The 25,307-nt window shown below is 45.6% G+C and carries 17 protein-coding genes and 2 pseudogenes; 17 read left to right on the top strand and 2 right to left on the bottom strand.

What is annotated here, in order from left to right:
• The first annotated feature begins 431 nt into the window (after nt 1-431).
• From QTN94_RS16865 to QTN94_RS16805, 13 genes and pseudogenes are all read left to right on the top strand, one after another.
• On the top strand, nt 432-1,880 hold the full coding sequence (locus QTN94_RS16865; protein ID WP_331417617.1) for a YfcC family protein: 1,449 nt from the start codon (nt 432-434) through the stop codon (nt 1,878-1,880).
• Nucleotides 1,881-2,655: 775 nt separating this feature from the next.
• Nucleotides 2,656-3,879, top strand: a complete 1,224-nt coding sequence (gene arcA / locus QTN94_RS16860; protein WP_331428321.1) for an arginine deiminase — start codon at nt 2,656-2,658, stop codon at nt 3,877-3,879.
• A 57-nt stretch (nt 3,880-3,936) separates the two neighbouring features.
• Nucleotides 3,937-4,848, top strand: coding sequence for a carbamate kinase (gene arcC / locus QTN94_RS16855; RefSeq protein ID WP_138972744.1), 912 nt, complete (start codon nt 3,937-3,939; stop codon nt 4,846-4,848).
• A gap of 164 nt (nt 4,849-5,012) precedes the next feature.
• The gene (locus tag QTN94_RS16850; protein ID WP_269377083.1) at nt 5,013-6,023 is read left to right on the top strand and encodes an ornithine carbamoyltransferase; all 1,011 of its coding nucleotides are present in this window, start codon (nt 5,013-5,015) and stop codon (nt 6,021-6,023) included.
• 415 nt (nt 6,024-6,438) lie between these two features.
• Entirely contained in the window at nt 6,439-7,368 is a 930-nt protein-coding gene (gene pyrB / locus QTN94_RS16845) for an aspartate carbamoyltransferase (protein ID WP_331417616.1), read from the top strand.
• Between the two features lie 17 nt (nt 7,369-7,385).
• Nucleotides 7,386-7,850, top strand: a complete 465-nt coding sequence (gene pyrI / locus QTN94_RS16840; RefSeq protein ID WP_331417615.1) for an aspartate carbamoyltransferase regulatory subunit — start codon at nt 7,386-7,388, stop codon at nt 7,848-7,850.
• A 303-nt stretch (nt 7,851-8,153) separates the two neighbouring features.
• A complete protein-coding gene (locus QTN94_RS16835; RefSeq protein ID WP_331417614.1) occupies nt 8,154-8,642 on the top strand; it encodes an arginine repressor in 489 nt (162 codons plus the stop codon).
• A 152-nt stretch (nt 8,643-8,794) separates the two neighbouring features.
• Nucleotides 8,795-10,594: a protein-disulfide reductase DsbD gene (locus QTN94_RS16830; protein WP_331428320.1), complete on the top strand. Its 1,800-nt coding sequence runs from the start codon at nt 8,795-8,797 to the stop codon at nt 10,592-10,594.
• Between the two features lie 191 nt (nt 10,595-10,785).
• Entirely contained in the window at nt 10,786-11,421 is a 636-nt protein-coding gene (locus QTN94_RS16825) for a response regulator transcription factor (RefSeq protein ID WP_331428319.1), read from the top strand.
• A gap of 103 nt (nt 11,422-11,524) precedes the next feature.
• Nucleotides 11,525-11,889, top strand: a pseudogene (locus QTN94_RS16820) (MarC family protein).
• Nucleotides 11,890-12,112: 223 nt separating this feature from the next.
• A complete protein-coding gene (locus QTN94_RS16815; protein WP_331417611.1) occupies nt 12,113-12,376 on the top strand; it encodes a DUF4212 domain-containing protein in 264 nt (87 codons plus the stop codon).
• A 12-nt stretch (nt 12,377-12,388) separates the two neighbouring features.
• Nucleotides 12,389-14,116 (top strand): sodium:solute symporter family protein, encoded by a 1,728-nt coding sequence (locus QTN94_RS16810; protein WP_331417610.1) that lies wholly within the window; start codon nt 12,389-12,391, stop codon nt 14,114-14,116.
• 94 nt (nt 14,117-14,210) lie between these two features.
• Nucleotides 14,211-14,669, top strand: a pseudogene (locus tag QTN94_RS16805) (hypothetical protein); the annotation flags it as partial.
• 297 nt (nt 14,670-14,966) lie between these two features.
• Here QTN94_RS16805 and QTN94_RS16800 read toward each other — a convergent pair.
• The gene (locus QTN94_RS16800) at nt 14,967-18,395 is read right to left on the bottom strand and encodes a PAS domain-containing hybrid sensor histidine kinase/response regulator (protein WP_138973017.1); all 3,429 of its coding nucleotides are present in this window, start codon (nt 18,393-18,395) and stop codon (nt 14,967-14,969) included.
• Nucleotides 18,396-18,511: 116 nt separating this feature from the next.
• Entirely contained in the window at nt 18,512-19,696 is a 1,185-nt protein-coding gene (locus tag QTN94_RS16795; protein WP_331417608.1) for a 3-phenylpropionate MFS transporter, read from the bottom strand.
• A 202-nt stretch (nt 19,697-19,898) separates the two neighbouring features.
• Between QTN94_RS16795 and QTN94_RS16790 the strand changes: the two genes are divergently transcribed.
• From QTN94_RS16790 to aroQ, 4 genes are all read left to right on the top strand, one after another.
• A complete protein-coding gene (locus QTN94_RS16790; protein WP_331417607.1) occupies nt 19,899-21,725 on the top strand; it encodes a DUF294 nucleotidyltransferase-like domain-containing protein in 1,827 nt (608 codons plus the stop codon).
• A gap of 9 nt (nt 21,726-21,734) precedes the next feature.
• The gene (locus QTN94_RS16785; protein WP_331417606.1) at nt 21,735-22,370 is read left to right on the top strand and encodes a 3'-5' exonuclease; all 636 of its coding nucleotides are present in this window, start codon (nt 21,735-21,737) and stop codon (nt 22,368-22,370) included.
• A gap of 209 nt (nt 22,371-22,579) precedes the next feature.
• Complete coding sequence (gene acs, locus QTN94_RS16780) at nt 22,580-24,529, top strand: acetate--CoA ligase (RefSeq protein WP_331417605.1); 1,950 nt, start codon at nt 22,580-22,582, stop codon at nt 24,527-24,529.
• A 295-nt stretch (nt 24,530-24,824) separates the two neighbouring features.
• Nucleotides 24,825-25,274, top strand: coding sequence for a type II 3-dehydroquinate dehydratase (gene aroQ / locus QTN94_RS16775; protein ID WP_269377069.1), 450 nt, complete (start codon nt 24,825-24,827; stop codon nt 25,272-25,274).
• Nucleotides 25,275-25,307: the final 33 nt, after the last annotated feature.

The following is a 25,307-nucleotide window of genomic DNA, read 5'->3' as shown; positions in this document are numbered from 1 at the left end:
TTCGTAAAAAATTAAGATCACATTTTATTTTTGACTTTAATCAACAAAGTGTTCAAAAACCTTTTATGCATTTTAATCCCGCTGTTTGAATAAAATTCCCGTCAATTCTAATCTACCCCATCAGCGCTTGCTCAACACTAGTTTCTCCATATCGATAAAGAATATTAATCCGCCTATTTCAAACAAATAACCCAAGAAAAAAACACATCCTGACTCAATCGATTTTCATCTGTATGTTTTTGTGAAGATCACCAAGGTTAATCTCATCTTAATACTTATAAAATGACAACAAAGAACGGAAATATAACGTTCTAAATATTTAAACGAATACCAATAACTTACCCTACCAATAAGTTATTTAATTATTAATAACAATGAGTCGCTGATTCACTTTTATTTATTGGTATATAAATAAAAGTAAGGAGATAGCCATGACAACCCAAACTGTACCGACTGAAGCAAAAAAAGGCGGCTTCTTTGCCAACTTTAAATTCCCTTCTGCATACACCATTCTTTTTGTCTTAATCGCTCTGGTTGCAATGCTGACCTGGATTGTTCCAGCAGGCCAATACGACCGTGCAATGAACGAAGATCTGGGCCGTGAAGTCCCAGTCACCGGAACCTATAAAGCGGTTGAAGGAAACCCGCAAGGTGTTATCGATGTACTTCTAGCGCCTATTGATGGTTTCTATGACCACAATAGCTATGAAGCAGCGGCTATCGACGTTTCTTTATTTATCCTTGTTATCGGTGGTTTCCTTGGTCTTGTGACCAAAACAGGTGCCATTGATGCGGGTATCGAACGCGTTACCCATCGTTTGCAAGGCCGTGAGGAGATGATGATACCTATCCTGATGGCACTATTCGCTGCAGGTGGTACTGTCTACGGTATGGCTGAAGAGTCATTACCATTCTACACCCTTCTTGTCCCTGTCATGATGGCTGCACGCTTCGACCCACTTGTTGCAGCGGCAACGGTACTACTCGGCGCAGGTATCGGTGTATTAGGTTCAACCATCAACCCATTTGCTACTGTTATCGCAGCAAACGCATCTGGTATTCCATTTACCGACGGCATAATGTTACGTGCGATTATGTTGGTTGTGGGCTACGGCATCTGTGTAGCATACGTTATGCGCTACGCTCGTATGGTGCGTGAAGACCAATCTAAATCAATCGTTTACGACAAATACGAAGAGAACAAGGCTCATTTCTTAGGCAACCAATCTGACGAAGGTCTTGAGTTCACTACCACTCGCAAAGTCATCCTGACTATCTTTGGCGGCTCATTTGGTGTGATGATCTACGGCGTATCCGTTGCTGGATGGTGGATGGCAGAAATCTCTGCGATGTTCCTAGCTGCAACGATTCTTGTCGGCTTAGTTGCTCGCATGAGCGAAGAAGAGTTCACTAATAGCTTTATTGATGGTGCACGCGACCTACTAGGTGTCGCACTGATTATCGGTATCGCGCGCGGTATTGTTGTGGTCATGGACCGAGGTATGATTACCGACACTATTCTGTTCTCTGCTGAACAAATGGTTACAGGTCTTTCATCTGTTGTGTTCATTAACGTGATGTTCTTCCTTGAGATCTTACTATCATTCCTAGTGCCTTCTACTTCAGGTCTAGCGGTACTCACAATGCCAATCATGGCACCGCTAGCAGACTTCGCAGGCGTAGGTCGAGATCTGGTTATCACTGCATACCAATCTGCATCTGGCTTGGTAAACTTGATTACACCAACATCAGCAGTGGTTATGGGTGGTCTTGCTATTGCTCGCGTACCCTACGTGCGTTGGGTGAAATGGGTCGCACCACTACTTGCCATCCTGACTCTATTCTGTATTGCTGTGCTAAGTATTGGCGCTCTAATCTAGGTTTCTTTTCCTAACCCTAGCTCACAAGGTAGTGAGCCCACTCAAAACCGCCTTCGGGCGGTTTTTTTGTTTTGTTGCGGGTAAAGGATTTTCTCTTTTCCGAAACAGATTCGGTCAATACCTTTACCTCCTACCTTCTCACGCCCTTGCAAACCGCTGTGGCCTCTTTTGCCCATAAGTCAGGTCCAAATTCCCTCTATGGCGTGCGTATTATCCGTACCAAGCGTTCATCAGTATGCCGATGCTTTTCCGTTAATTAGAAAAAGTATCAAATATAATTAATTAAATTAATCCACTCACCAATATCGAATAATTGAATTCAAAATCCTTAATGTGATCGAGATTACATTTACCACCAAATATTTTGTTATAAAACGATTAAATACACTTACAAAAACACTTAACTAGGGCGATTTACTGCATATTTCAATCTTATTCAGACATTAATCAATATAATCACAATGCATATTCTTCCTCATATCAAATATTTACTTAGCCTGTTGAATAACTGAATGCATAAAATTCCACGACAAGCGGCTTTTTAGGGGTATTACAGCTCAATAACAACTGCATAGATATTGTTAAAAGCCTTATAAAACAAGGGCTGGAGCATAAAAAACGTTCTGTGATTGATCTCTAAGAAACCTACACCAACAGGCGTAATATGAATTCCAGAAACAAAATAAGTGAATAAATAAATTCACACCTCAATTCCCTAAAAATTAATTATTAGTTTTTAAATAAAGACTAATTATAAAATAAGAGAGATACGATCATGAGTAAGTTTTACGTAGGTTCTGAAATCGGTCAATTACGTCGCGTTCTTGTTCATCGTCCAAGACGAGCTCTAACTCACCTGACGCCTTCTAACTGTCACGACCTGCTATTTGATGACGTATTAGCGGTAGAGCGTGCAGGTAAAGAGCACGACGTATTCACTCAAACTTTGCGCGATCAAGGTGTTGAAGTTCTTCTTCTTACTGATTTGCTTGCTGATACTCTAGCAGTTCCTGAAGCAAAAGACTGGCTTCTAAGCCGTCAGGTTTCTGATTACCGCTTGGGTAAAACGTTCGCTAACGATGTTCGCTGCTACCTAGGTGATCTACCAAACCTAGAACTTGCAAAAATCCTGACTGGTGGTCTTTCATACGCAGAAATGCCAATGAAGTCATCTTCAATGATGCAAGGTCTGCATGCTCCAACTGACTTCATCATCGAACCACTTCCAAACCATCTATTCACTCGCGACACGTCTTGCTGGGTTTACGGTGGTGTATCTATCAACCCAATGGCGAAACCGGCTCGTCAACGCGAAACAAACCACGTACGTGCTATCTACCGCTGGCACCCAACCTTCGCTGGCCAAGACTTCATTAAATACTTCGGCGATGATGAAAACATCAACTACGACAACTCTACGATTGAAGGCGGTGATGTACTCGTTATCGGCCGCGGTTCAGTGCTAATCGGTATGTCTGAACGTACAACCGCTCAAGGTGTTGAACATCTAGCGTCAGGCCTGTTCAAAAACGGTCAAGCGAAACAGATCATTGCAATGGAGTTACCTAAACACCGCTCTTGTATGCACCTAGATACTGTAATGACGCACATGAATGAAGATACCTTCTCTGTCTACCCAGAAGTTATTCGTAAAGACGTTAAGTGCTGGAGCCTAACTGGCGATGAATCTGGCAAAGTAAATGTGAAAGAAGAAGACTACTTCGTTACTGCTATCGAGAAAGCACTAGGCGTAGACAAGCTAAATCTAATCACCACTGGTGGTGATAACTTCCACGCAGAACGCGAGCAATGGAACGACGCTAACAACGTTCTTACGGTGAAACCAGGCGTGGTCATTGGCTACGAAGGCAACACTTACACCAACGAGAAATACGACAAAGCAGGTATCACGGTTCTACCTATCCCAGGTGACGAGCTAGGTCGTGGTCGTGGCGGTGCGCGCTGCATGAGCTGCCCAATCGAGCGTGATGGTATCTAACTAAGTGATTTGTGGCAGGAGCCCTATTGCTCCTGCCCCTGCAGAGAGATTAAAGCAATGACTAAACAAACAGTAGTAGTAGCACTTGGCGGTAACGCCCTACTTCGTCGCGGTGAGCCACTAGAAGCAGAAGTTCAACGCCATAACATTGAAATCGCGGTAAAAACGATTTCTGAAATTGCCAAAGAGTACAACGTGGTACTGGTACACGGTAATGGTCCACAAGTAGGTTTACTCGCTCTTCAAGGATTGGAATACAAGAAAGTATCTCCATACCCACTTGACGTACTGGGTAGCGAAACACAAGGCATGATCGGCTACATGCTGATGCAAGAGTTCAAGAACCAAATGCCTGACATCAACGCGACTTGCATGTTGACTCAAATGACGGTTGATCCAAACGATCCTGCGTTTGCTGACCCAACTAAGCCTATCGGTCCAATCTACGAAGAAGCTGAAGCGCGTGAAATGGCTGAGAAGTACCAATGGACTATCAAACCAGATGGCAAACACTTCCGCCGTGTCGTACCAAGCCCACAACCAACTGGCATCATCGAGCACGAAGCGATTACTAAGCTCATCGATGAAGGTCACCTAGTTATCTGTACTGGCGGCGGTGGTATTCCAGTTAAACGTGAAAACGGCAAACTGGTTGGCGTCGAAGCCGTTATCGACAAAGACATGTCAGCAGCATTCCTAGCAAAACAGCTAGATGCGGATGCACTACTTATCCTGACTGACGCCGACGCGGTTTACCTAGACTGGGGCAAACCAACTCAACATGCACTACGCAGCACCACTCCTAGTGAACTGGCCAAATACCAATTTGATGCTGGCTCAATGGGACCAAAAATCGAAGCGTCATGTGAGTTCGTTAAACAAGGCGGCAAAGTGGTCGGCATCGGCTCACTAGAAGATGGTCTTCGCATCCTACAAGGCACTGCGGGCACCAATATCACTAAAGGTTAACACTGCTGACAGTTTGAATCGGGTCAGAAGCCTTGTGTCTCGTTGAATTAGCGAGGCTTCTGAACCCCAACTGTCATCAAAGGCAAAAATACTCAATTTATTACTGCGCTTTCTACCTCTTTCCCTGCAACCAGAAAGCGTTAAACGATAAGAAGGAAAACATCATGGCTTTCAACCTACGCAACCGTAACTTCCTAAAGCTACTAGACTTTACTCCACGTGAAATCCAGCACCTATTGGATCTTTCTGCGGAACTTAAAAAAGCAAAATACAACGGCTATGAGCAACCTCGTCTAAAAGGCAAAAACATTGCGCTAATCTTCGAGAAAACGTCAACTCGTACTCGCTGTGCCTTTGAAGTTGCGGCATTTGACCAAGGCGCTCAAGTTTCTTACTTAGGCCCATCTGGCTCTCAAATCGGTCACAAAGAATCAATGAAAGATACTGCGCGTGTTCTTGGTCGCATGTATGACGGCATCGAATACCGTGGCTTTGGTCAAGAAATCGTTGAAGAGCTAGGCGCTTACGCTGGTGTACCAGTATGGAATGGTCTAACAGATGAATTCCACCCAACTCAAATCCTAGCTGACTTCCTAACTATGATGGAACACGGCCGTGGTAAACAACTGCATGAAATCAAGTTTGCTTACCTAGGTGATGCACGTAACAACATGGGTAACTCACTCATGGTTGGTGCGGCTAAGATGGGTATGGATATTCGCCTTGTAGCGCCAAAAGCATTCTGGCCAGAAGAGCAGCTTGTTGCTCAATGTCGTGCAATCGCTGAAGAAACTGGTGCTAAGATCACCATGACAGAAGACGTTCAAGAAGGCGTTCAAGGCTGTGATTACCTATACACTGACGTTTGGGTATCTATGGGTGAAGCGAAAGAAGCTTGGGCTGAGCGTATCAACCTAATGATGCCTTACCAAGTCAATATGGACATGATCAAAGCGACGGGTAACCCAGATGTGAAATTCATGCACTGTCTACCAGCGTTCCATGGTGAAGATACAACGGTTGGTAAACAACTAGCTGCGGATTACCCACAACTAAAAGACGGTGTTGAAGTAACGGATGAAGTTGTTGAATCTAAACACTCTATCGTATTCGATGAAGCAGAAAACCGCATGCACACTATCAAAGCGGTAATGGTGGCAACTCTAGGCGACTAATCGAACTGCAGGGGAATGCGGGTGGCATTTAGGAAGGAGAGTAAAATCCCCCTGAATAAAACCCGCATTTTTTTTCACACAGTTTGAAAAAAAATCGTCAGCAAAACGCCTTAAAGCAAGTTCTTACAACGGTTGGGAAAATAGAGCGAAAATATGCAAAATTCGCATAAAAATCCATTTTTTGGATAGTTTTCGCAAACGCTTGCAAGGCGTTTTTTTGTACGTATAATCCTCCGCAATTTGTCTAAGGAGAAAACAATGACACACATATCCACCATCGAACGCTGTTGCAAAACACGCCCAGAGTCGGGGATGTTATCTGTTTCATTTTCTCCATTTATTCTATTTTGAAGCCTCCTATTTTTAGGGGGCTTTTTTTTGTCTGTCATCCTGATTCGAGACGAGGAAAACTGCTATGGCGCATTCGTTATTTAACAAGCACATTATCTCCATCCCAGAGCTCAGCCGTAAAGAGTTAGAGCTGGTTGTCGACACAGCGGCAAGGCTAAAAGCTGAACCGAATCCTGAGTTGCTTAAGAACAAAGTGGTTGCAAGCTGCTTCTTCGAGCCTTCAACGCGCACACGTCTTTCTTTCGAAACCGCGGTACAGCGTTTAGGTGGTACAGTGATTGGCTTTGATAACGGTGGTAACACTTCACTGGCCAAAAAAGGCGAAACGCTGGCAGATTCCGTGCAGGTAATTTCATCGTATGTTGATGCCTTTGTGATGCGTCACCCACAAGAAGGCGCTGCACGTCTAGCTGCTGAATTTTCTAACGGTGTACCTGTCATCAATGGCGGTGACGGAGCGAATCAACATCCAACTCAGACTCTACTGGATCTTTTCTCTATCTACGAAACTCAAGGCACTTTAGATAACCTAAATGTGGCTTTCGTCGGTGACCTAAAATATGGCCGTACTGTCCACTCTCTAACTCAAGCACTAGCAAAATTCGATAACGTACGATTTTTCTTTATCGCGCCAGAGGCATTAGCGATGCCTGATTACATTTGTGAAGAACTTGAGGAAGCAGGAATTCAATTTAGCAACCACACCAATATCGAAGATGTCGTATCTGAATTAGATGTGCTGTACATGACCCGTGTTCAAAAAGAGCGCTTTGACGAGTCAGAATACGCGCACATCAAGTCCGCATTTATCCTCACAGCAGACACGCTTAAAGAGGCTCGCGACAATCTTAAAGTTCTACACCCACTGCCGCGTGTTGATGAAATCACCATTGATGTAGATAAAACCAAGCACGCTTACTACTTCGAGCAAGCAGAAAACGGCGTATACGCCCGCGAAGCTTTATTGGCACTAGTACTTAACGAAAACATTTAATAAGCAGGAGAGACATCATGGTGAAAGAAACTCAACTTCAGGTAGAAGCGATTCGTAACGGCTCTGTGATTGACCATATCCCTGCGCATATCGGTATCAAAATTCTTAAGCTATTTAAGATGCACAAAGCAAACCAACGCATCACGATTGGCCTTAACCTACCTTCATCGGCACTTGGTTCAAAAGACCTGATCAAGATCGAAAACATCTACCTGACGAAAGAGCAAGCGAGCCAGTTAGCTCTGTATGCTCCAAAAGCTACCGTCAATCAGATTGAAGAGTACAAGGTGATAAGTAAGCTGAATTTGACCTTGCCAGAAAGCATTGAAAGTGTTTTCGAATGTCCTAACAGCAACTGTATTTCACACGGAGAGCCCGTTGAAAGTCGATTTAAAGTGCAACAGAAACATGAGAATGTGCAGTTAAAATGCCACTACTGTGAAAAAGTATTCTCTCGTGAAATCATGACTGAAGCGCGTTAATTCAACAGGTATCTAATCCTGCAACGCAACGCCCTTTACCGCACTGGATATTTATTCGCAGCAGCGAATAAATATCCACACTCAACAGAATTTCAGCTCACAAAAAACCGCAATGACCAGTTGTTTGTTTGGCGATCTCTTTCACAATGCCACACAAAATTTGGTGTTAATCTATTTATCAAACGACAAATCAAATCACCACAGAAGTGATTGCTCACAATTAAGCAGCACTTATATGGAGTTATGTGCTGATACCAGCATGGATGATCGTATTCCTACGCCATGTTTTTTTGAGGAGTTCCCATGAGCGAAACTCTAACCTCGGTCACCGTTGATTACAGCGAAGATAAAACTCTTACTGCGGCTTGTAAGCGTCTTCTTCAGCAGCAGAGCTTTAGCACGCAAAACGAGCTGCGCGAAGCATTAGTTCTTATTGGTTTCGAAGGCATAAGCCAGTCAACCGTATCTCGACTACTTTCACAATTAGGGGTAGTTAAAGTACAGAATGCTTGCGGTAAAAAGGTTTACTGCATAACAGTAGAAACTGCACCCGTTCGTGTAGGGTCCTCTATCTCATCGCAAATTGAATTCATTACTCACAACCAATCAATGGTTGTCGTTAAGACGCACCCAGGCAGTGCGCAATTGGTCGCCCGCCTTGTCGATATCGACCCACATACTGAAATTCTTGGTACTGTTGGCGGTAACGATACGGTGCTGGTGATTCCAAAAGATACCAATAATATCGAAGCCTGTGAAAGAGTCGTTCGCGCTCGCCTAGGTGTTTCTTAGCACTCTATCTGTTTCACACCCCTCTAGAACGGCGAGGGGTGTGGCTAGCACTTGACGAATATCTGTAATAATTCCATCAAGTTGAAACTTATTCGCGCTTTCTCCTGTCTGATTGAGTTAAAATGAATCAAATTTAACTCTGTGGCTCTTCTATGCGCGTCGTATTCTCCTTTTTCGTCTTGCTGTTATCCGTAATTTCAATGCCTGCTATGGCGCTTTTTGGTAGCTCAAACTCTGCGCCAACTTTCGGTCAGAACAGCAATTCCTTCGTGCCAGTCGATCAAGCCTTCCCATTCAACTCATATCAGCAAGGGAATAGGGTATTTTTAGATTGGCAAGTTAAAGAGGGCTACTACCTCTACCAACATAGAATTTCAGTTAGCGGAGAAAACATCACCCTTGGTGATGTTGAAATGCGTGATGGCGAACCTTATAAAGATGAGTTCTTTGGTGAGGTGAATATTTACACTTCGCCACTATTTGTCGAAGTTCCGTTAGCAAACTTTCAAGACGGCGCCCGTTTAATTGTTCAATACCAAGGCTGTGCCAAAGCAGGTTTCTGCTACCCGCCAGAAACTCGAGTTCTCGATCTGACCAGTTTTGACTTTCAAGAAAGTAGCGCGGTAATCCAAAACAAAGCAGCCAACGCTGTTAATGAGGCATCACCTGCAACAGAATCTAACAATCCTCCGGTGTCTAGCGAGTCTAAATTAGCCTCAAAGCTAAGCGATAACTGGTGGACCCCCCTCCTATTTTTAGCCCTTGGTGTAGGTTTGGCTTTCACACCTTGCGTGTTGCCTATGTACCCGATTTTAACCAGTATCGTGTTAGGTAGCGGTAAGCTTAGCCATAGTCGAGCTCTTGGACTGGCCTTTATCTATGTTCAAGGGATGGCGGTGACTTACACCCTACTTGGACTAGTCGTCGCTTCTGCGGGTATGCAGTTCCAAGCGGCAATGCAACATCCTTATGTACTGATCGGACTCAGCGCACTATTCGTTGCCCTAGCACTATCCATGTTTGGCCTCTACAGTTTGCAGCTTCCTAGTTCGGTTCAGACTTGGCTCAACAACCTCAGCAATAAACAGAAAGGTGGCAGCTCATTGGGCGTGTTTGCTATGGGAGCAATTTCTGGCCTAGTCTGTTCACCCTGCACGACCGCTCCATTGTCAGGAGCGCTTCTGTACGTTGCTCAAAGTGGTGATTTAGTCACCGGTGGTGTCGCACTCTACGCCTTAGCTCTTGGGATGGGTATTCCATTGATGCTCGTCGCGGTATTTGGCAATAAACTTCTGCCTAAAGCAGGCAATTGGATGGATCGAGTGAAAACACTGTTTGGTTTCGTGTTACTCGCCGCTCCTATCTTCCTACTTGAACGTATTTTGCCTGAAGCTTGGGCGACGGGTTTATGGTCCGCCCTTGGTCTAGTGGCATTCGGTTGGCTGTATCACGTTAAAAACTTACTCTCATTTGGAGGGTGGAAACAAAGTGTCGTTGGGATAGTTGCGGTGCTCGGTTTATTCGCTTCAGCACAGCCAGCATTGAACTACTACTTTGGCAACACAGCAAGTGTTGAGAAACAGAGTCAAATCGAGTTCATTCGGATTGAAAATGTTGCCCAGCTCGAACAGCAACTCGACTCAGCGAAAAAACTCGGAAAACCAGTGATGCTAGACTTTTATGCCGACTGGTGTGTTGCATGTAAAGAATTTGAGAAATATACCTTCCACCAGCAAGATGTTGAGTTGCGACTAAAGGATTTTGTTTTGCTGCAAGCGGATGTTACTCGTAACCAACCTCAGGATATCGAGTTGCTGAAAAAAATGAACGTGCTTGGCTTACCTACTATTGAATTTTGGGGTGCCAACGGAGAGTCAATTTCCAACGCTCGTATCACTGGATTTATGGACGCAAAAACCTTCCTTAATCATCTGAATAATCACCAGCTTTAAGCCATCTCTCGGCGTCCTTCAGTCATCGGAGGACGCTGATTAATCTGCTCTTTTCCATCACCCTCGCGCATCTATATGCAATATCACTAATAAAACCCGATACACTTCAGACTTTTAGCGCATAAATATTGTCCATACATGCAAAGATGTTAATAATTCTATTAACCAAACATTCATAAGTAGTTAACGTCATGGATTCGACATACACCATAATCATCGCTGATGATCACCCGCTGTTTCGCAATGCCCTGTTTCAATCAGTGCATATGGCGGTCAGTGGTGCGAATCTGCTGGAAGCAGATTCTTTAGATGCCCTTCTTTCGTTACTCGCGAAAGAGGATGAGCCAGACTTGCTACTCCTCGATCTGAAGATGCCTGGCGCCAACGGGATGTCCGGCCTGATGCAACTTCGTGCCGAATACCCTGACCTACCGATTGTTGTTGTCTCTGCGAGTGAAGAACCTGCCGTAGTCACTCAAGTTAAAAGCCATGGTGCATTTGGTTTTATTCCTAAATCGAGTGATATGAGAGAGTTGGTTAGCGCATTAAACCAAGTGCTAAACGGTGACCCCTTCTTCCCAGAGGGTTCCATTACCAACAATGCGGCCTGTAACGATTTAGCAGAAAAAATTGCCACTTTAACGCCACAACAGTACAAAGTTTTAGGAATGCTATCTGATGGTCTACTAAACAAGCAGATTGCTTATGAGTTAAATGTATCAGAAGCCACCATAAAAGCTCATATGACGGCGATTTTCAGAAAGTTAGGTGTAAAAAACCGAACTCAAGCAGTAATTTTACTTCAACAGCTCGAATATGAAACTTAATTCACGAGAAATTAACACTGACATCGCTGTTTTTTTCTAAAATGCTTGTATCAAGCATCAATCTAATTTACTCCTCAGTTCACTAACTCTGGGAGTACTTCTCTTGCTAAGCATGTTAATTACCCAATTCGTCGTCTTATGGGCGGTGATTGACCCTATTGGTTCAGTGCCAGTTTACCTATCCCAAACACAACACCTCACCGCCAAACAGCGCCGTCTGGTTGCACTAAAAGCGGTCGCTATTGCTACTGGGGTTTTGCTGTTTTTCCTCGCCGCTAGTCAATTGTTACTAGAAGCAATGCAGGTTCCTCTGCCCGCCTTCCAAGCTGCAGTAGGACTGCTACTGCTGCTAGGAGCGACTCATATCCAAAAATCGGTGCCGCCATTATTAGCCGTGTTATGGGGTTAATTTTGGCTGCCGTTGCAGTCAATAACCTACTGGTGGGGATCAAAAATTCCTATCTTTAGTAAAATAATTTCTGAGTTTGAGCGGGAAACGTTAGACTTTAGGCTAATTTAACACAACGTTAACATCACAAAAACAACCACCACTTATCTTAAGCGCCTAATTTTTAGGCGCTTTTTGTTTTTCATGCCACGACTAAAGTTGAAAAGAGATCTTGTCCAACCCTTGCTAATGTAGATGCTGAAACATTTTCTTAACAACAAAACCAATCGTAAGGAGGCGGCAATGGCGTTTGAAAGTCAAGATAAAGCCAAAGCCTATTGGGATAAGAACGTAAAACTGATGATCAGCCTAATGGTGATTTGGTTTGTCGTTTCTTTTGGCTGCGGCATCTTATTTGTCGATGTACTCAATCAATTTCAACTAGGTGGTTACAAACTGGGCTTCTGGTTCGCACAGCAAGGTTCCATCTATACCTTCCTAGGTATTATTTTCTACTACGCGTGGAAAATGCGCCAAATTGACCGTGAATTCGGCGTAGATGAGTAAGGAGTAACTCAGATGGATTTGAAAACTATCACTTACCTCGTTGTTGGTGCGACCTTTATCCTTTACATCGGTATTGCGATTTGGGCACGTGCTGGATCAACTAAAGAGTTCTATGTTGCTGGCGGTGGTGTAAACCCGATCGCCAACGGTATGGCAACAGCAGCAGACTGGATGTCAGCAGCATCATTTATCTCTATGGCTGGTCTTATCGCCTTTATGGGATACGGCGGTTCTGTATTCCTAATGGGTTGGACAGGCGGTTACGTACTTCTAGCACTTCTACTTGCACCTTACCTGCGTAAGTTCGGCAAGTTTACTGTACCAGAGTTCGTAGGTGAGCGTTTCTACTCAAACGCAGCGCGTATCGTAGCGGTTGTATGTCTTATCATCGCATCTGTAACTTACGTTATCGGTCAGATGAAAGGTGTTGGTGTTGCGTTTGGTCGTTTCCTAGAAGTTGACTATTCAACAGGTCTTCTGATTGGTATGTGTATCGTATTCATGTACGCCGTAATGGGTGGTATGAAAGGGATTACGTACACGCAGATTGCTCAATATTGCGTACTCATTTTAGCTTACACCATTCCAGCAATCTTTATCTCTCTGCAACTAACAGGCCACGCTCTACCTCAGATTGGTCTAGGTAGTACGCTTCAAGGTACCGATGTTTATCTACTCGATAGGCTCGATCAGGTCGTGACCGAACTTGGCTTTAGTGAATACACGACCCAAGTCCGTGGTGATACGTTAAACATGTTCGTGTACACAATGTCACTTATGATCGGTACTGCTGGTTTACCACACGTAATCATCCGTTTCTTCACTGTACCTAAGGTACGTGATGCACGTACTTCAGCAGGTTGGGCACTCGTATTCATCGCGATTCTATACACTACTGCTCCAGCAGTATCTGCAATGGCTCGTTTGAACCTAATGGATACAGTAAACCCAGCACCTGGACAACACCTTGCTTACGATGAGCGTCCTGACTGGTTTAAGAACTGGGAGAAGACAGGTCTACTGAGCTTTGATGATAAGAACGGTGACGGTGCTATCCAGTACACATCTAATGCAGCAACCAACGAACTCAAAGTTGATAATGACATTATGGTACTGGCGAACCCAGAGATCGCTAAACTACCAAACTGGGTAATTGCATTGGTCGCAGCGGGTGGTCTTGCAGCCGCACTATCAACGGCAGCGGGTCTATTGTTGGCTATCTCGTCCGCGATATCCCATGACTTAATCAAGGGTGTCATCAATCCAAACATATCTGAGAAGAAAGAACTACTCGCCAGCCGAATTTCTATGGCGGTCGCAATTGCGGTGGCAGGCTATCTAGGCCTCAATCCACCAGGATTTGCAGCGGGTACGGTAGCTCTGGCGTTCGGTCTAGCGGCATCCTCTATCTTCCCTGCACTGATGATGGGCATCTTCAGCAAGAACATCAATAAAGAAGGTGCCATCGCAGGTATGATTGCGGGTATCAGTATCACGCTGTTCTATGTGTTCCAGCACAAAGGTATTCTATTCATCCCTGAGTGGAAATATCTAGAGAGCTGGGGCAGCAACTGGTTCCTAGGCATTGAACCAAATGCATTTGGTGCAATTGGCGCTCTATTCAACTTCATCGTGGCATTCGCTGTATCGAAAGTAACAGCAGAAACTCCACAAGAAGTGAAAGATCTGGTTGAACACGTACGTGTACCAGCTGGTGCTGGCGGCGCTGTTGACCACTAAAATCTAATCCAAACCACAAAAGCCCCATCTGGGGCTTTTTTCTTCTCAAATTTCAGTTACCGTATTCGCTGTCTGTTGTAGCAAGGAAGCCAAGATGTTCAAAAATAAGCACTTAATCATCGCCTTACTGATCGCCCCGATTCTTTCCATCATTGCCTATTTCGGCGCAGATATCGCGTTGAGTGAGAAACCTCATGCCGCTGTTGAAGGGGAAACATATAAGCTGGCGGCTAAGTCTAACTGTCGTTATACCAGTGGTTTATGCGACATGACCAACGGCGATTTTAAAGTGCAATTTCGCTCCGAAAAACTCACAGCACAAGGGCTAGAACTGTCGCTAAAATCCGCCTTTCCTTTAGAAGGGGTAAAATTGTCGCTGGTTAACGGCCAAGAGCAGAGCGGACAGCCCGTTGATATGCAATCCGCAGATAGTAGTGGACAACAATGGATGGTTTCCCTGCCGAAACCTGAATCTGAAGAGAGCTGGTTACGTGTGGCAATTCAGTCCAATGGCACGCTTTACTATGGCGAGACACAGACTGCGTTTGTCGAGAAGCGAGAAGCGAGAAGCGAGAAGCGAGAAGCGAGAAGCGAGAAGCGAGAAGCGAGAAGCGAGAAAATTTGCAAGGTTGACGTTAAGGCGTCAACCTTTTTTTCTGTATTTTAGACGTAAGTTCCCAACAAAAAGCTCTGGTTCAGATACCTACCCAGCAGCTATAACGCGCACCTCTCGAAGGACGGAGTCTGGTCTCGATTATCGGAGCGAAGCGTTCTAGCATCTCGAAGGACGAAGTCCGTTCTCAGAGCGCAGCGTTCTAAATTCTCGCAGGGCGAAGCCCACTCTAAACCCCTACACCCGATTCAACACCGCTCTCAATTTTAGAGGCTTGACTGGCTTAGGAATAAAACTAAAGCCGTTCGATTTAATGCCATACAACATATCTTCGGTACGATCGGCGCTGATGATGACCCCAACAAAACTATCACCTAAACGTAAACGACACTGCTGTAGAACTTCTAGACCCGTGCGCCCATTATCAAGACGGTAATCTGACAATATCACGTCTGGTACCCAGTGCTCGTCTATCGACTGCAAGCAGCCCACCAAATCGATAGCCGTGCGAACATCACAGCCCCAACGTCCGAGCAAGTTATCCATTCCAACCAAGATATCTTGTTCATTATCGACACAAAGAACTTTCAAATGACTAAGGTCAGAGACTGTGGTTGCAACACTCTCTTTAACCGGAGGCAGGACTTTTTCACTGCGTGCTAGCGTAATAGAGAAAACACTTCCCTTGCCCGGCCATGAGCGCATGGTGATTTGATGACCCAGCACATGAGCGATGCCTTTTGATATGGCTAAACCAAGGCCAAGCCCTTGATCTGAACGGACCTGACTACCACGGTTGAACTCCTCGAAGATCTCTTGTTGTTTGTCTTCGTCGATCCCCATGCCGTTGTCCCAAACATCGATTCTCGCTTGCCCCCCAACACGCTTGACGCCAAGCACAACCTTTCCTTTAGGGCTGTAGCGAAATGCGTTGGTCAAAAAGTTTTGCACCACTCGGCGCAGTAGCTTAGGGTCTGACTGAACCAGCATCCGGCTCGGTATCATTGAAAACTCAATGCCCTGTTGCTTGGCTAAGGCACTAAATTCGGCATTGAGATTGGACAATACGTCATTGATGGCAAAACCATGAACGTGAGTATCAAGTTTGCCCGACTCAAGACGAGAAATATCCAGCAGGTCACCAATCAGATCTTCGGCCGCCCCCAATGCGCTCTCTATATGACCAGACAACTGCTTGGTTTCTGGCTCACTCGCAACCTCTGATAACGAGGACGCAAACAGACGAGCCGCATTGAGCGGCTGCATCAAATCATGACTTACTGCTGCCAAGAAGCGAGATTTAGATTGAGATTCATGTTCCGATCGCTGAGTTGCCACAACCAGCTTTTTGTTCAATTGTTCTAGCTCTTGAGTTCGCTCTCTCACTCGCACTTCTAAGCGTTCATTGGCGTCTTTTAGTGCCTGTTCTGCGTCTCGGAACACCGTAATATCAGTAAAACTCATAACAAAGCCGCCACCCGGCATTGGATTGCCCTGAACTTCAATAACTCGACCATCAGGGCGAACCCGCGACGAGGTATGCCGCGTACCTTGCTCTAAATGGAACACACGCCGACGAACATGTTCTTCAGGGTCGCCTGGGCCACATAGACCTTGTTGAGCGTTGTGGCGAATCACATCGGCGATCGGTCGACCAACCTGAATCAGTCCGGCTGGAAAAGTAAATAATTCAAGATAGCGCTGATTCCACGCCACCAGCCGTAACTGCTTATCGACCACCGCAATTCCCTGACCTATGTGTTCAATCGCACCTTGCAATAGACCTCGGCTGAAGTCATACAGCTCTGACGCTTCATCGACGATGGTAGCCACTTCTTCTAACTGCATGTTGCGTCCTTGCAGAGCTGAAGTTAGTACTAACTTTGCTGAAGAAGCACCAAACACACCAGCGAGAACACGCTCAGTATGGCGGATTAAGGTGGATGGAGCCTGCTGATTTGGCAGCATGGTTTCTCGTTGCTGGTGCCAATATTGTCGGAAGGCGTTACGCACTCTCTGGCGACCAACAAAGCGAGAAGCGAGCATTTCTAACTCGCCGACGGTCACTCGACTTTGATAAAGGCTCATGTTCTCGCTTTCTGGTAATGGAGTACCAACGAAAGAAGCGGATTGTAGTCGTTCACTCAAACTTGCGCGGGTAAACAGCGAAACGACAACGTAGCAAAGAGCATTGAGAGAGATACTCAGCAATATGCCCCAATCAGAATTAGTCACATCCCAATGCTGCAGCAAATCAGGTGGTGTAATCAGCCATAACAACAGATTACTCTCCGCGCTACCCGCCAACATATCAGTCTGACTCATCAAAGTGATCAACCAGAGGGTAAAGCCAACCGCTAAGCCAACATAAACCCCCTTTCGATTGCCCTGTCGCCAGTACATCCCACCTAGCAGGGCTGGGGCGAATTGAGTGATCGCCGCAAAAGAAAGAAAACCGATCGCTGACAAGGAGTGGATGCTGCCCAACGCCTGATAAAAAGCCCATGCACCAAGCAGCAGCAACAGGATTAGCCCACGGCGAATAACCAACAGTAAACCGGAGAAATGCCTGTGATTACGCTGAGACAAGCGCATTCTGCGTAGCAACAGCGGCATGACTAAATCATTCGAGACCATGATTGCCAGTGCGATTGTCGAGACAATCACCATACCACTCGCCGCGGATGTTCCCCCCAAGAATGCCAGCAAGGCGACATCTTGCGCCCCAACAGCCATCGGTAGACTGATGACATAGGTATCAGGACTCGCATCAGTCAACAGTGATTGCCCGACCCAAGCGATTGGTAGTACAAAGATGCCCATCAAAATCAGGTAGATCGGAAATAACCAGCGCGCTGTGTGCAAGTCTTGCGCTCGTTCATTTTCTACGACCATGGTATGGAACTGACGCGGCAGACAAACAATTGCCAACATAGTGAGCAGAGTATGGATCAGTAAAGTTGGAATATTGGGCGACTGATAGGTTTGTCGAGCGATGTCGACTAATTCCACATCGCTTCGGTTTAATGCCAAAAATAGGATAAACAGGCCAACCGCAAGGAAGGCCACCAGCTTGATAATCGATTCGAACGCAATCGCCATCATCATGCCACGGTGGTGCTCGGTATTATCGATATGTCGTGTACCAAACAGCATGGTAAAGATAGCCAATGCAACGACAACAAACCAAGACACATCGAACCCTGACCCTTCGAATTGTGCTGGCAAATCTGGGGCGATGATCTCCAATCCCATGGTAATACCACGCAACTGGAGCGCTATGTAAGGTAGGATGCCTGCTACCGCGATTAAAGTAACCACCACAGCCAAACCTTGGGATTTGCCGTAGCGTGCCGCAATAAAGTCAGCTATCGACGTAATATGTTCCCGTTTAGCCGTAATGATAAGGCGAGCAAGAATACGCCAGCCTAGAGTAAACACCAGTATTGGGGCTAGATAAATGGGAAGAAATGACCATGGGTTGCTGCTGGCCTGCCCAACGGTGCCATAAAAGGTCCAAGAGGTACAGTACACAGCAATGGATAAGCTGTAGACCCAAGGTCGCCACTTCGCTAACCAAGAGTGTTGTTTATCACCGTACCAGGCAATGAGAAACAGCAAACCGAGATACAACAGTGATACGGTGATCACGAGCCATCCTTGCATCAGATATCCTTATCTTATTCATCCATGGTATTTGTTCTGGTCAGAAACAAAAAACCTCTTCATATTGAAGAGGTTTCATTAAACTCATTAAAGCACACGAACTCAATCAAATAGGCTTAATTTTGTGCTTTGGGCTCCGCTTTCATTATCTGATCGGCACTGTGTCCTTGCGGCTCAACCTTAATAAATAGAGCCACCACTCCCATCACGGCCATTGCCCAGAAAATATTCGCACCCCAGTGTTCATATCCCCAGCCACTTAGGGTCGTCATTAGCGCAATAAAAGCACCGAGCGGAATCGCATTATATAAGGCTTGCAGTGCCACCATTTTGCGCTGCTCTGAATGCTGAATATATTGAATGGCAGCAATATGTGCCATCGCGAAAGTCACGCCGTGTAATAGCTGGATTGCAACTAACGCTAACAATGCCGTCGTCGACGCGGTTAGACCCCAACGAACGATTACCCCTAGTGCTGCTACGACAAATAAAGCGCGCAAACTCCAGCCAGAGAACAGACGTTTACTTAGAGCAAATACTGCCACCTCAGCCGCCACCCCTAAGCTCCACAAGTAACCGATTATGTCTTCAGAATAACCCGCACCTTTCCAATAAATTGAACTAAAACTGTAATACGCCGCATGACTTCCCTGAATCATTGCCACCAGTAGTAAAAATTTAATCACAGGCAGTTCACGCAGCAACTCAGTCAGTTTAGGACGTTCAGCGTCATCTTCTGAGGTCGTCACGGGCATTGGGTTAATGCTACGCGCCGAAAAGATTAGCGCGACGATGACACCTGACAACGCGGTATAGATAATCATATCTGAACCGTACTGAGCAACAAGGTAGCCAACCACAGTTGACCCTGCGATAAAGGCAAGGGAACCCCATAGACGGGTACGTCCGTAGTCGAGCATCTTAAGCCGTGCATAGTAGTTTGCCATGGCATCAGAAAGTGGAACAACAGGACCACAACAAAGGTTGAATAGTACCGTGGCCAACGCCATCAACCAGAAGCTTCCCCCTGTGAAGAAATGAAATGCGACAAAAATAATCGAGGCCACCGTCAACCAGCGGAGTGCCGGAATTAAATGTTCGACTTTATGAATTCGAGGCGTCAGTACCATATTAGCGACGCAACGAGTCGCAAAACCAATGCCGACAAGTAGACCAATGTCAGCTGCGGATATCCCCTGCTCTTCAAACCATAATGCCCAAAACGGCAGATAGACGCCGTAGGCAAAAAAGAAGCCAACAAAATACTGGGAGATCCAGCCATAAGGAGAAGGGGTTAACATCAAAACCTCGAAATACATCAAATAAGGGGCAAGGTATTATCGTTTGCTCAAGGCGGAATAAAAAGGGAAGAATTATCACAACTTAGTTTCCCTATTGTCATATTAGAAAATGTCCATGCCACGGGTTCGACCAAAGTCGTCTAGCACAATTGTCAAAATCCTGCACACTAAACGGATGTAGAGATCGCATGAGTCAGTCGCTATGCCAGATAAGTTCAATATGCAATCCCCACCCTTTGACCGTTTAGACCCTGAGCAGCAAAAAAAACTGCGTAGCTCACTCGATGTAGCTTACTTTCGCGCCAAAGAGACCTTACTCCAGCCTGGTGTCGCCAGTCAGCATTTACATATACTCATCAAGGGCGCCGTTGAGGAACGTTCAGAAGACGACAAAGAGATCTTTGCCCACTACGCCAATGATGACTTGTTTGATGTTCGCGCGCTGTTCGAAGAGACTGTCAAGCACAGATATGTGGCACTCGAAGACACACTTTCTTATCTGCTCCCAAAAACGGTTTTTCTAGAACTTTACAACGCCAATGGTCAATTTGCCGCTTACTTCGATAACAACCTAGCTCGTAGACAAAAGTTGATTGAAGCCGCCCAACAGCAGCAAAATCTCGCTGAATTTATTCTGACCAAAGTGGATAGCGATATTTATCATCCACCGATGCTACTGTCACCAGAGCAACCACTCAATGAAGTGACACTCACTTTAAAACAAAACGGGATTGATTCTGCACTCGTCAGACTCAATGACGATGACGAACGCGTAGTGAATGACCCACATTCTCTGCCTTATGGCATCATCACTCGAACCAACATGCTTCACGCAGTCATGCTTGATGGCCATCCACTCGACACCCCAGTTGGTCAAATTGCAACTTTTCCGGTCATTCATGTCGAGAATGGGGATTTTCTGTTTAACGCCATGATAAAAATGACGCGCAATCGAATGAAGCGCGTCATGGTCTCCGATGGTAAAGAAGCGGTTGGCATGCTCGACATGACACAGATTTTGAGTGCTTTCTCCACTCACTCTCATGTACTGACCTTAAGTATTGCTCGCAGCTCAAGCATTGAAGAACTCGCACTGGCTTCTAATCGTCAGCGTCACCTAGTAGAAAGTCTGCTTAATAACGGTATTCGCACCCGCTTTATCATGGAGTTGATCTCTGCGGTTAATGAACAAATCATCGAAAAAGCTTTTGAACTGATTGTTCCTCCCGCCCTTCACGACCAGTGTTGTCTGGTTGTTTTAGGCTCAGAAGGGCGAGGAGAACAAATCCTCAAAACAGACCAAGACAACGCCTTAATTATTAAAGACGATGTGCACTGGCATCAGTGTGAAGCCGTCATGGAACAGCTAACACACACATTGCAGCAATTGGGTTACCCTCTCTGCCCAGGAAAAGTGATGGTTAACAATCCAAAATGGGTTAAAACACAAACCGCATGGAAGAACACCATAGGCGTGTGGTCAAAACCCAACTCCGCAGAGCAAGTCATGGATCTTGCTATCTTCACCGACGCTCACGCGGTTGCAGGCAACAAATCGTTGCTAGAACCCGTCATGGCACATTTGAAGAAAATCATGTTCAATAACATGTTGGCGTTGCAAGACTTCTCTCGTCCCGCTCTACAGTTTTCTCTTCCGTTAACTCTGTTTGGCAACGTAAAGAAAGACAAACAAGGGGTGGATGTCAAAAGTGGCGGTATCTTCCCAATAGTGCATGGTATTCGCACCTTGTCACTGGAGTACGGTATTGAAGAGAAAAACACCTTTGAGCGCATCGAAGCCCTACGCAAAAAGCGGATTCTAGAACCTGACACTGCTGACAACCTTAGCGAAGCCCTCAAGCTACTGTTTAAACTGCGCTTGAATCAGCAATTAAGTAATCAACATAACCACAACCGTATCGATCTCAGTCAGATAGACCGAACCGAGCGTGACTTGCTGCGACATAGCTTACATGTAGTGAAAAAGTTTAAGCAGTTCTTAGGCTATCATTATCAAATCAGGGATTAAGGCTTTGCGATGAACTGGATAGTCCGCCGTTACTGGTATTACAAACTTAAAGGCTCGCCTTATCAGCCGCTATTTGCCTCTGTTAAAAAAGGCGAATATGTTTCGCTCGATTGTGAAACAACCAGTTTGGATCCTAATCGTGCAGAACTAGTAACGATTGCCGCGACCACAATCATCGATAACCGAATCATCACCAGCAAACCATTTGAGGTGCGACTGCGTGCTCCTCAGTCCCTTGATTCTGGCTCAGTCAAAATCCACAAGATACGCCACCAAGATCTCGCTGATGGTATCGATGAAAAACAAGCCCTTATTCAACTGTTAGATTTTATTGGCAATCGACCTCTGGTTGGCTATCACATTCGTTACGATAAGAAAATACTCGATTTAGCCTGTCTTAAACAGCTAGGATTTCCATTGCCAAATCCGTTGATCGAAGTCAGCCAGATTTATCACGACAAGTTAGAAAAGCATTTACCCAACGCGTATTTTGATCTCAGTCTCGACGCGATCTGCCGCCATTTAGATCTGCCAATCCAAGATAAGCACGACGCACTTCAAGATGCCATTTCTGCTGCCTTGGTCTTCGTTCGCCTGACAAAAGGTGATCTGCCTAGTCTTAGCCTCCCCTACAGAAGCGAGTAAAAAGGCCAATTTAAATCCCAATTTCAAACATAGATCGCTAATTTTTAAGCAGAATTCTTCCTATCATCCTAAAGTCTAATTGTCGAATCTACTCCTGTGATTGAAAGTTATAGGCATAAGGATTTTACAACGTCGAGGTCAGGTGACCTTCTCGTTTTAAACGGACAATTGCTCGATTCACACTGAATTAAGCAACAAGGAGACAAGCAATGAGTGAAGCCCATATTTATCCGGTAAAAGAGAACATCAAGAAAAACACACACGCGGATAACGATACTTACCAAGCCATGTACCAGCAATCTGTCACAGACCCTGTTGGCTTCTGGAGTGAGCACGGCAAAATTGTCGACTGGATCAAGCCATTCACTCAGGTTAAAAATACCTCTTTCGACACAGGCCACGTAGACATTCGTTGGTTCGAAGATGGCACGCTTAACGTATCCGCTAACTGTATTGACCGTCACCTAGCTGAGCGTGGCGATGATATTGCCATCATCTGGGAAGGCGACGATCCAAACGATGACAAAACACTCACGTTCAAAGAACTACACAAAGAAGTCTGTGAGTTCGCAAATGCACTTAAAGAACAAGGCGTACGCAAAGGTGATGTTGTCTGTCTTTACATGCCAATGGTCACTGAAGCGGCCGTTGCCATGCTTGCTTGTACTCGTATCGGTGCCGTACACACTGTGGTATTTGGTGGTTTCTCTCCTGAAGCACTTTCAGGCCGTATTATCGACTCTGATGCTAAAGTCGTCATCACCGCTGACGAAGGCGTACGTGGTGGTCGCGCAGTACCACTGAAGAAAAATGTCGATGAAGCACTCACCAACCCAGAGGTGAAAACCATCGAAAAAGTCATCGTTATGAAGCGTACGGGCGGTGACATTGACTGGCACGAGCATCGCGATGTTTGGTGGCATGAAGCAACAGCAAGCGTCTCGTCTGACTGCCCACCTGAAGAGATGAAAGCAGAAGATCCACTCTTTATTCTCTACACATCCGGCTCAACAGGTAAACCAAAAGGTGTACTACACACAACGGGTGGTTACCTAGTGTATGCCGCAATGACGTTCAAATACGTCTTTGATTACCAACCAGGCGAAACTTTCTGGTGTACAGCGGATGTGGGCTGGATCACTGGTCATACTTACCTCATCTACGGCCCGCTAGCAAACGGGGCAAAAACCATTCTGTTCGAAGGTGTACCAAACTATCCTAACACCAACCGAATGAGCCAAGTAGTTGATAAACATCAAGTAAACATTCTGTACACTGCGCCAACAGCCATTCGTGCATTAATGGCGAAAGGCAACGAAGCGGTAGAAGGTACGTCTCGTAGCAGCCTTCGCATCATGGGCTCTGTGGGAGAACCTATTAACCCTGAAGCTTGGGAGTGGTACTACAAAACCATCGGTAATGAGAACTCACCAATCGTTGATACTTGGTGGCAAACAGAAACTGGCGGTATCTTGATCGCTCCACTACCAGGGGCAACAGACCTAAAACCTGGCTCAGCGACCCGTCCCTTCTTTGGTGTGCAGCCTGCCCTAGTCGATAACATGGGTAACATCATCGAAGGCGCGACTGACGGTAACCTAGTCATTCTTGATTCATGGCCAGGTCAAATGCGTACCGTTTACGGCGACCACGAACGCTTTGAACAAACTTACTTCTCTACCTTTAAAGGTATGTACTTCACTAGTGACGGTGCTCGTCGTGATGAAGACGGTTACTACTGGATCACAGGTCGTGTTGATGACGTACTAAACGTGTCAGGTCACCGTATGGGTACTGCTGAGATTGAATCAGCGCTTGTTGCTCACCACAAGATTGCGGAAGCCGCAATTGTTGGTATCCCACACGATATCAAAGGTCAGGCAATTTACGCTTACATCACCCTAAATGACGGTGAATTCCCAAGTGCAGAACTGCATGCTGAAGTGAAAAACTGGGTACGTAAAGAGATTGGTCCAATCGCGACTCCAGATGTACTGCACTGGACAGACTCTCTGCCGAAGACTCGTTCAGGTAAGATCATGCGTCGAATTCTGCGTAAGATTGCAACCGGTGATACCAGCAACCTAGGTGATACATCAACATTGGCCGATCCTAGTGTGGTTGAGAAGCTCATTGCAGAAAAAGCAGAACTCGCGTAATTCCCCCTCCTCCTATACAACAAAACCGTCACATCGTGGCGGTTTTGTTGTTTCTAAGCCTGTCAAAACGAGCGTTTCACTGACCCAACTGAATTAAAAATGTTACCTCGGTTACAAAAAACGACGTCCAAGGTGGGAGATTAGACCAGTAAATTGCTGCGATTTGCGCTGAATTGGCTATAATCTGGGTCTATTTCAAAGATCCAGTGTTGTTTTTAACAAAATAAGCATGCTGAATCAGCGATAATATGGGAATATTCCAGTTCATATCATGAAGTAGGAAGATGGCAGCATAATGACAGCAAAATCACGCATTCTTGTCTTAAATGGTCCAAATCTAAACCTGTTAGGTCTACGCGAGCCCGCTCATTACGGCTCTCAAAGCCTACCACAGATTGTCGATACGTTAACCAAACAAGCTCACGAAGCCGGCGTTGAACTTCAACACCTCCAGTCAAACCGTGAATATGAGCTAATTGAAGCCATTCATGCTGCATACAATAACGTCGACTTTATTATCATCAACCCAGCCGCCTTCACTCACACTAGTGTGGCGCTGCGTGATGCACTGCTCGGCGTGGCTATCCCATTTATCGAAGTGCATTTATCAAATGTACATGCACGTGAGCCATTCCGTCACCACTCTTATCTTTCTGATAAGGCAGAAGGTGTCATTTGCGGCTTAGGCGCACAAGGTTACGAATTCGCTCTGTCTGCTGCTATTAATAAATTGCAGGCAAAGTAACTCAGTTACTATCAAAGTAAATAAACACTCTGC

Origin of the sequence: Vibrio sp. M250220, assembly GCF_036533795.1 — a bacterium.
Lineage (GTDB): Bacteria > Pseudomonadota > Gammaproteobacteria > Enterobacterales > Vibrionaceae > Vibrio.
The sequence above is the reverse complement of the archived record's forward strand: the minus strand, read 5'-3'. Positions and strand labels throughout refer to the sequence as shown.

What these genes read in the sequence shown, in the direction of transcription:
- QTN94_RS16865 (WP_331417617.1), top strand. Translation starts at nt 432, where the DNA reads ATGACAACCCAAACTGTACCGACTGAAGCAAAAAAAGGCGGCTTCTTT.
- arcA (WP_331428321.1), top strand. Translation starts at nt 2,656, where the DNA reads ATGAGTAAGTTTTACGTAGGTTCTGAAATCGGTCAATTACGTCGCGTT.
- arcC (WP_138972744.1), top strand. Translation starts at nt 3,937, where the DNA reads ATGACTAAACAAACAGTAGTAGTAGCACTTGGCGGTAACGCCCTACTT.
- QTN94_RS16850 (WP_269377083.1), top strand. Translation starts at nt 5,013, where the DNA reads ATGGCTTTCAACCTACGCAACCGTAACTTCCTAAAGCTACTAGACTTT.
- pyrB (WP_331417616.1), top strand. Translation starts at nt 6,439, where the DNA reads ATGGCGCATTCGTTATTTAACAAGCACATTATCTCCATCCCAGAGCTC.
- pyrI (WP_331417615.1), top strand. Translation starts at nt 7,386, where the DNA reads ATGGTGAAAGAAACTCAACTTCAGGTAGAAGCGATTCGTAACGGCTCT.
- QTN94_RS16835 (WP_331417614.1), top strand. Translation starts at nt 8,154, where the DNA reads ATGAGCGAAACTCTAACCTCGGTCACCGTTGATTACAGCGAAGATAAA.
- QTN94_RS16830 (WP_331428320.1), top strand. Translation starts at nt 8,795, where the DNA reads ATGCGCGTCGTATTCTCCTTTTTCGTCTTGCTGTTATCCGTAATTTCA.
- QTN94_RS16825 (WP_331428319.1), top strand. Translation starts at nt 10,786, where the DNA reads ATGGATTCGACATACACCATAATCATCGCTGATGATCACCCGCTGTTT.
- QTN94_RS16815 (WP_331417611.1), top strand. Translation starts at nt 12,113, where the DNA reads ATGGCGTTTGAAAGTCAAGATAAAGCCAAAGCCTATTGGGATAAGAAC.
- QTN94_RS16810 (WP_331417610.1), top strand. Translation starts at nt 12,389, where the DNA reads ATGGATTTGAAAACTATCACTTACCTCGTTGTTGGTGCGACCTTTATC.
- QTN94_RS16800 (WP_138973017.1), bottom strand. Translation starts at nt 18,395, where the DNA reads ATGCAAGGATGGCTCGTGATCACCGTATCACTGTTGTATCTCGGTTTG.
- QTN94_RS16795 (WP_331417608.1), bottom strand. Translation starts at nt 19,696, where the DNA reads ATGTTAACCCCTTCTCCTTATGGCTGGATCTCCCAGTATTTTGTTGGC.
- QTN94_RS16790 (WP_331417607.1), top strand. Translation starts at nt 19,899, where the DNA reads ATGCCAGATAAGTTCAATATGCAATCCCCACCCTTTGACCGTTTAGAC.
- QTN94_RS16785 (WP_331417606.1), top strand. Translation starts at nt 21,735, where the DNA reads ATGAACTGGATAGTCCGCCGTTACTGGTATTACAAACTTAAAGGCTCG.
- acs (WP_331417605.1), top strand. Translation starts at nt 22,580, where the DNA reads ATGAGTGAAGCCCATATTTATCCGGTAAAAGAGAACATCAAGAAAAAC.
- aroQ (WP_269377069.1), top strand. Translation starts at nt 24,825, where the DNA reads ATGACAGCAAAATCACGCATTCTTGTCTTAAATGGTCCAAATCTAAAC.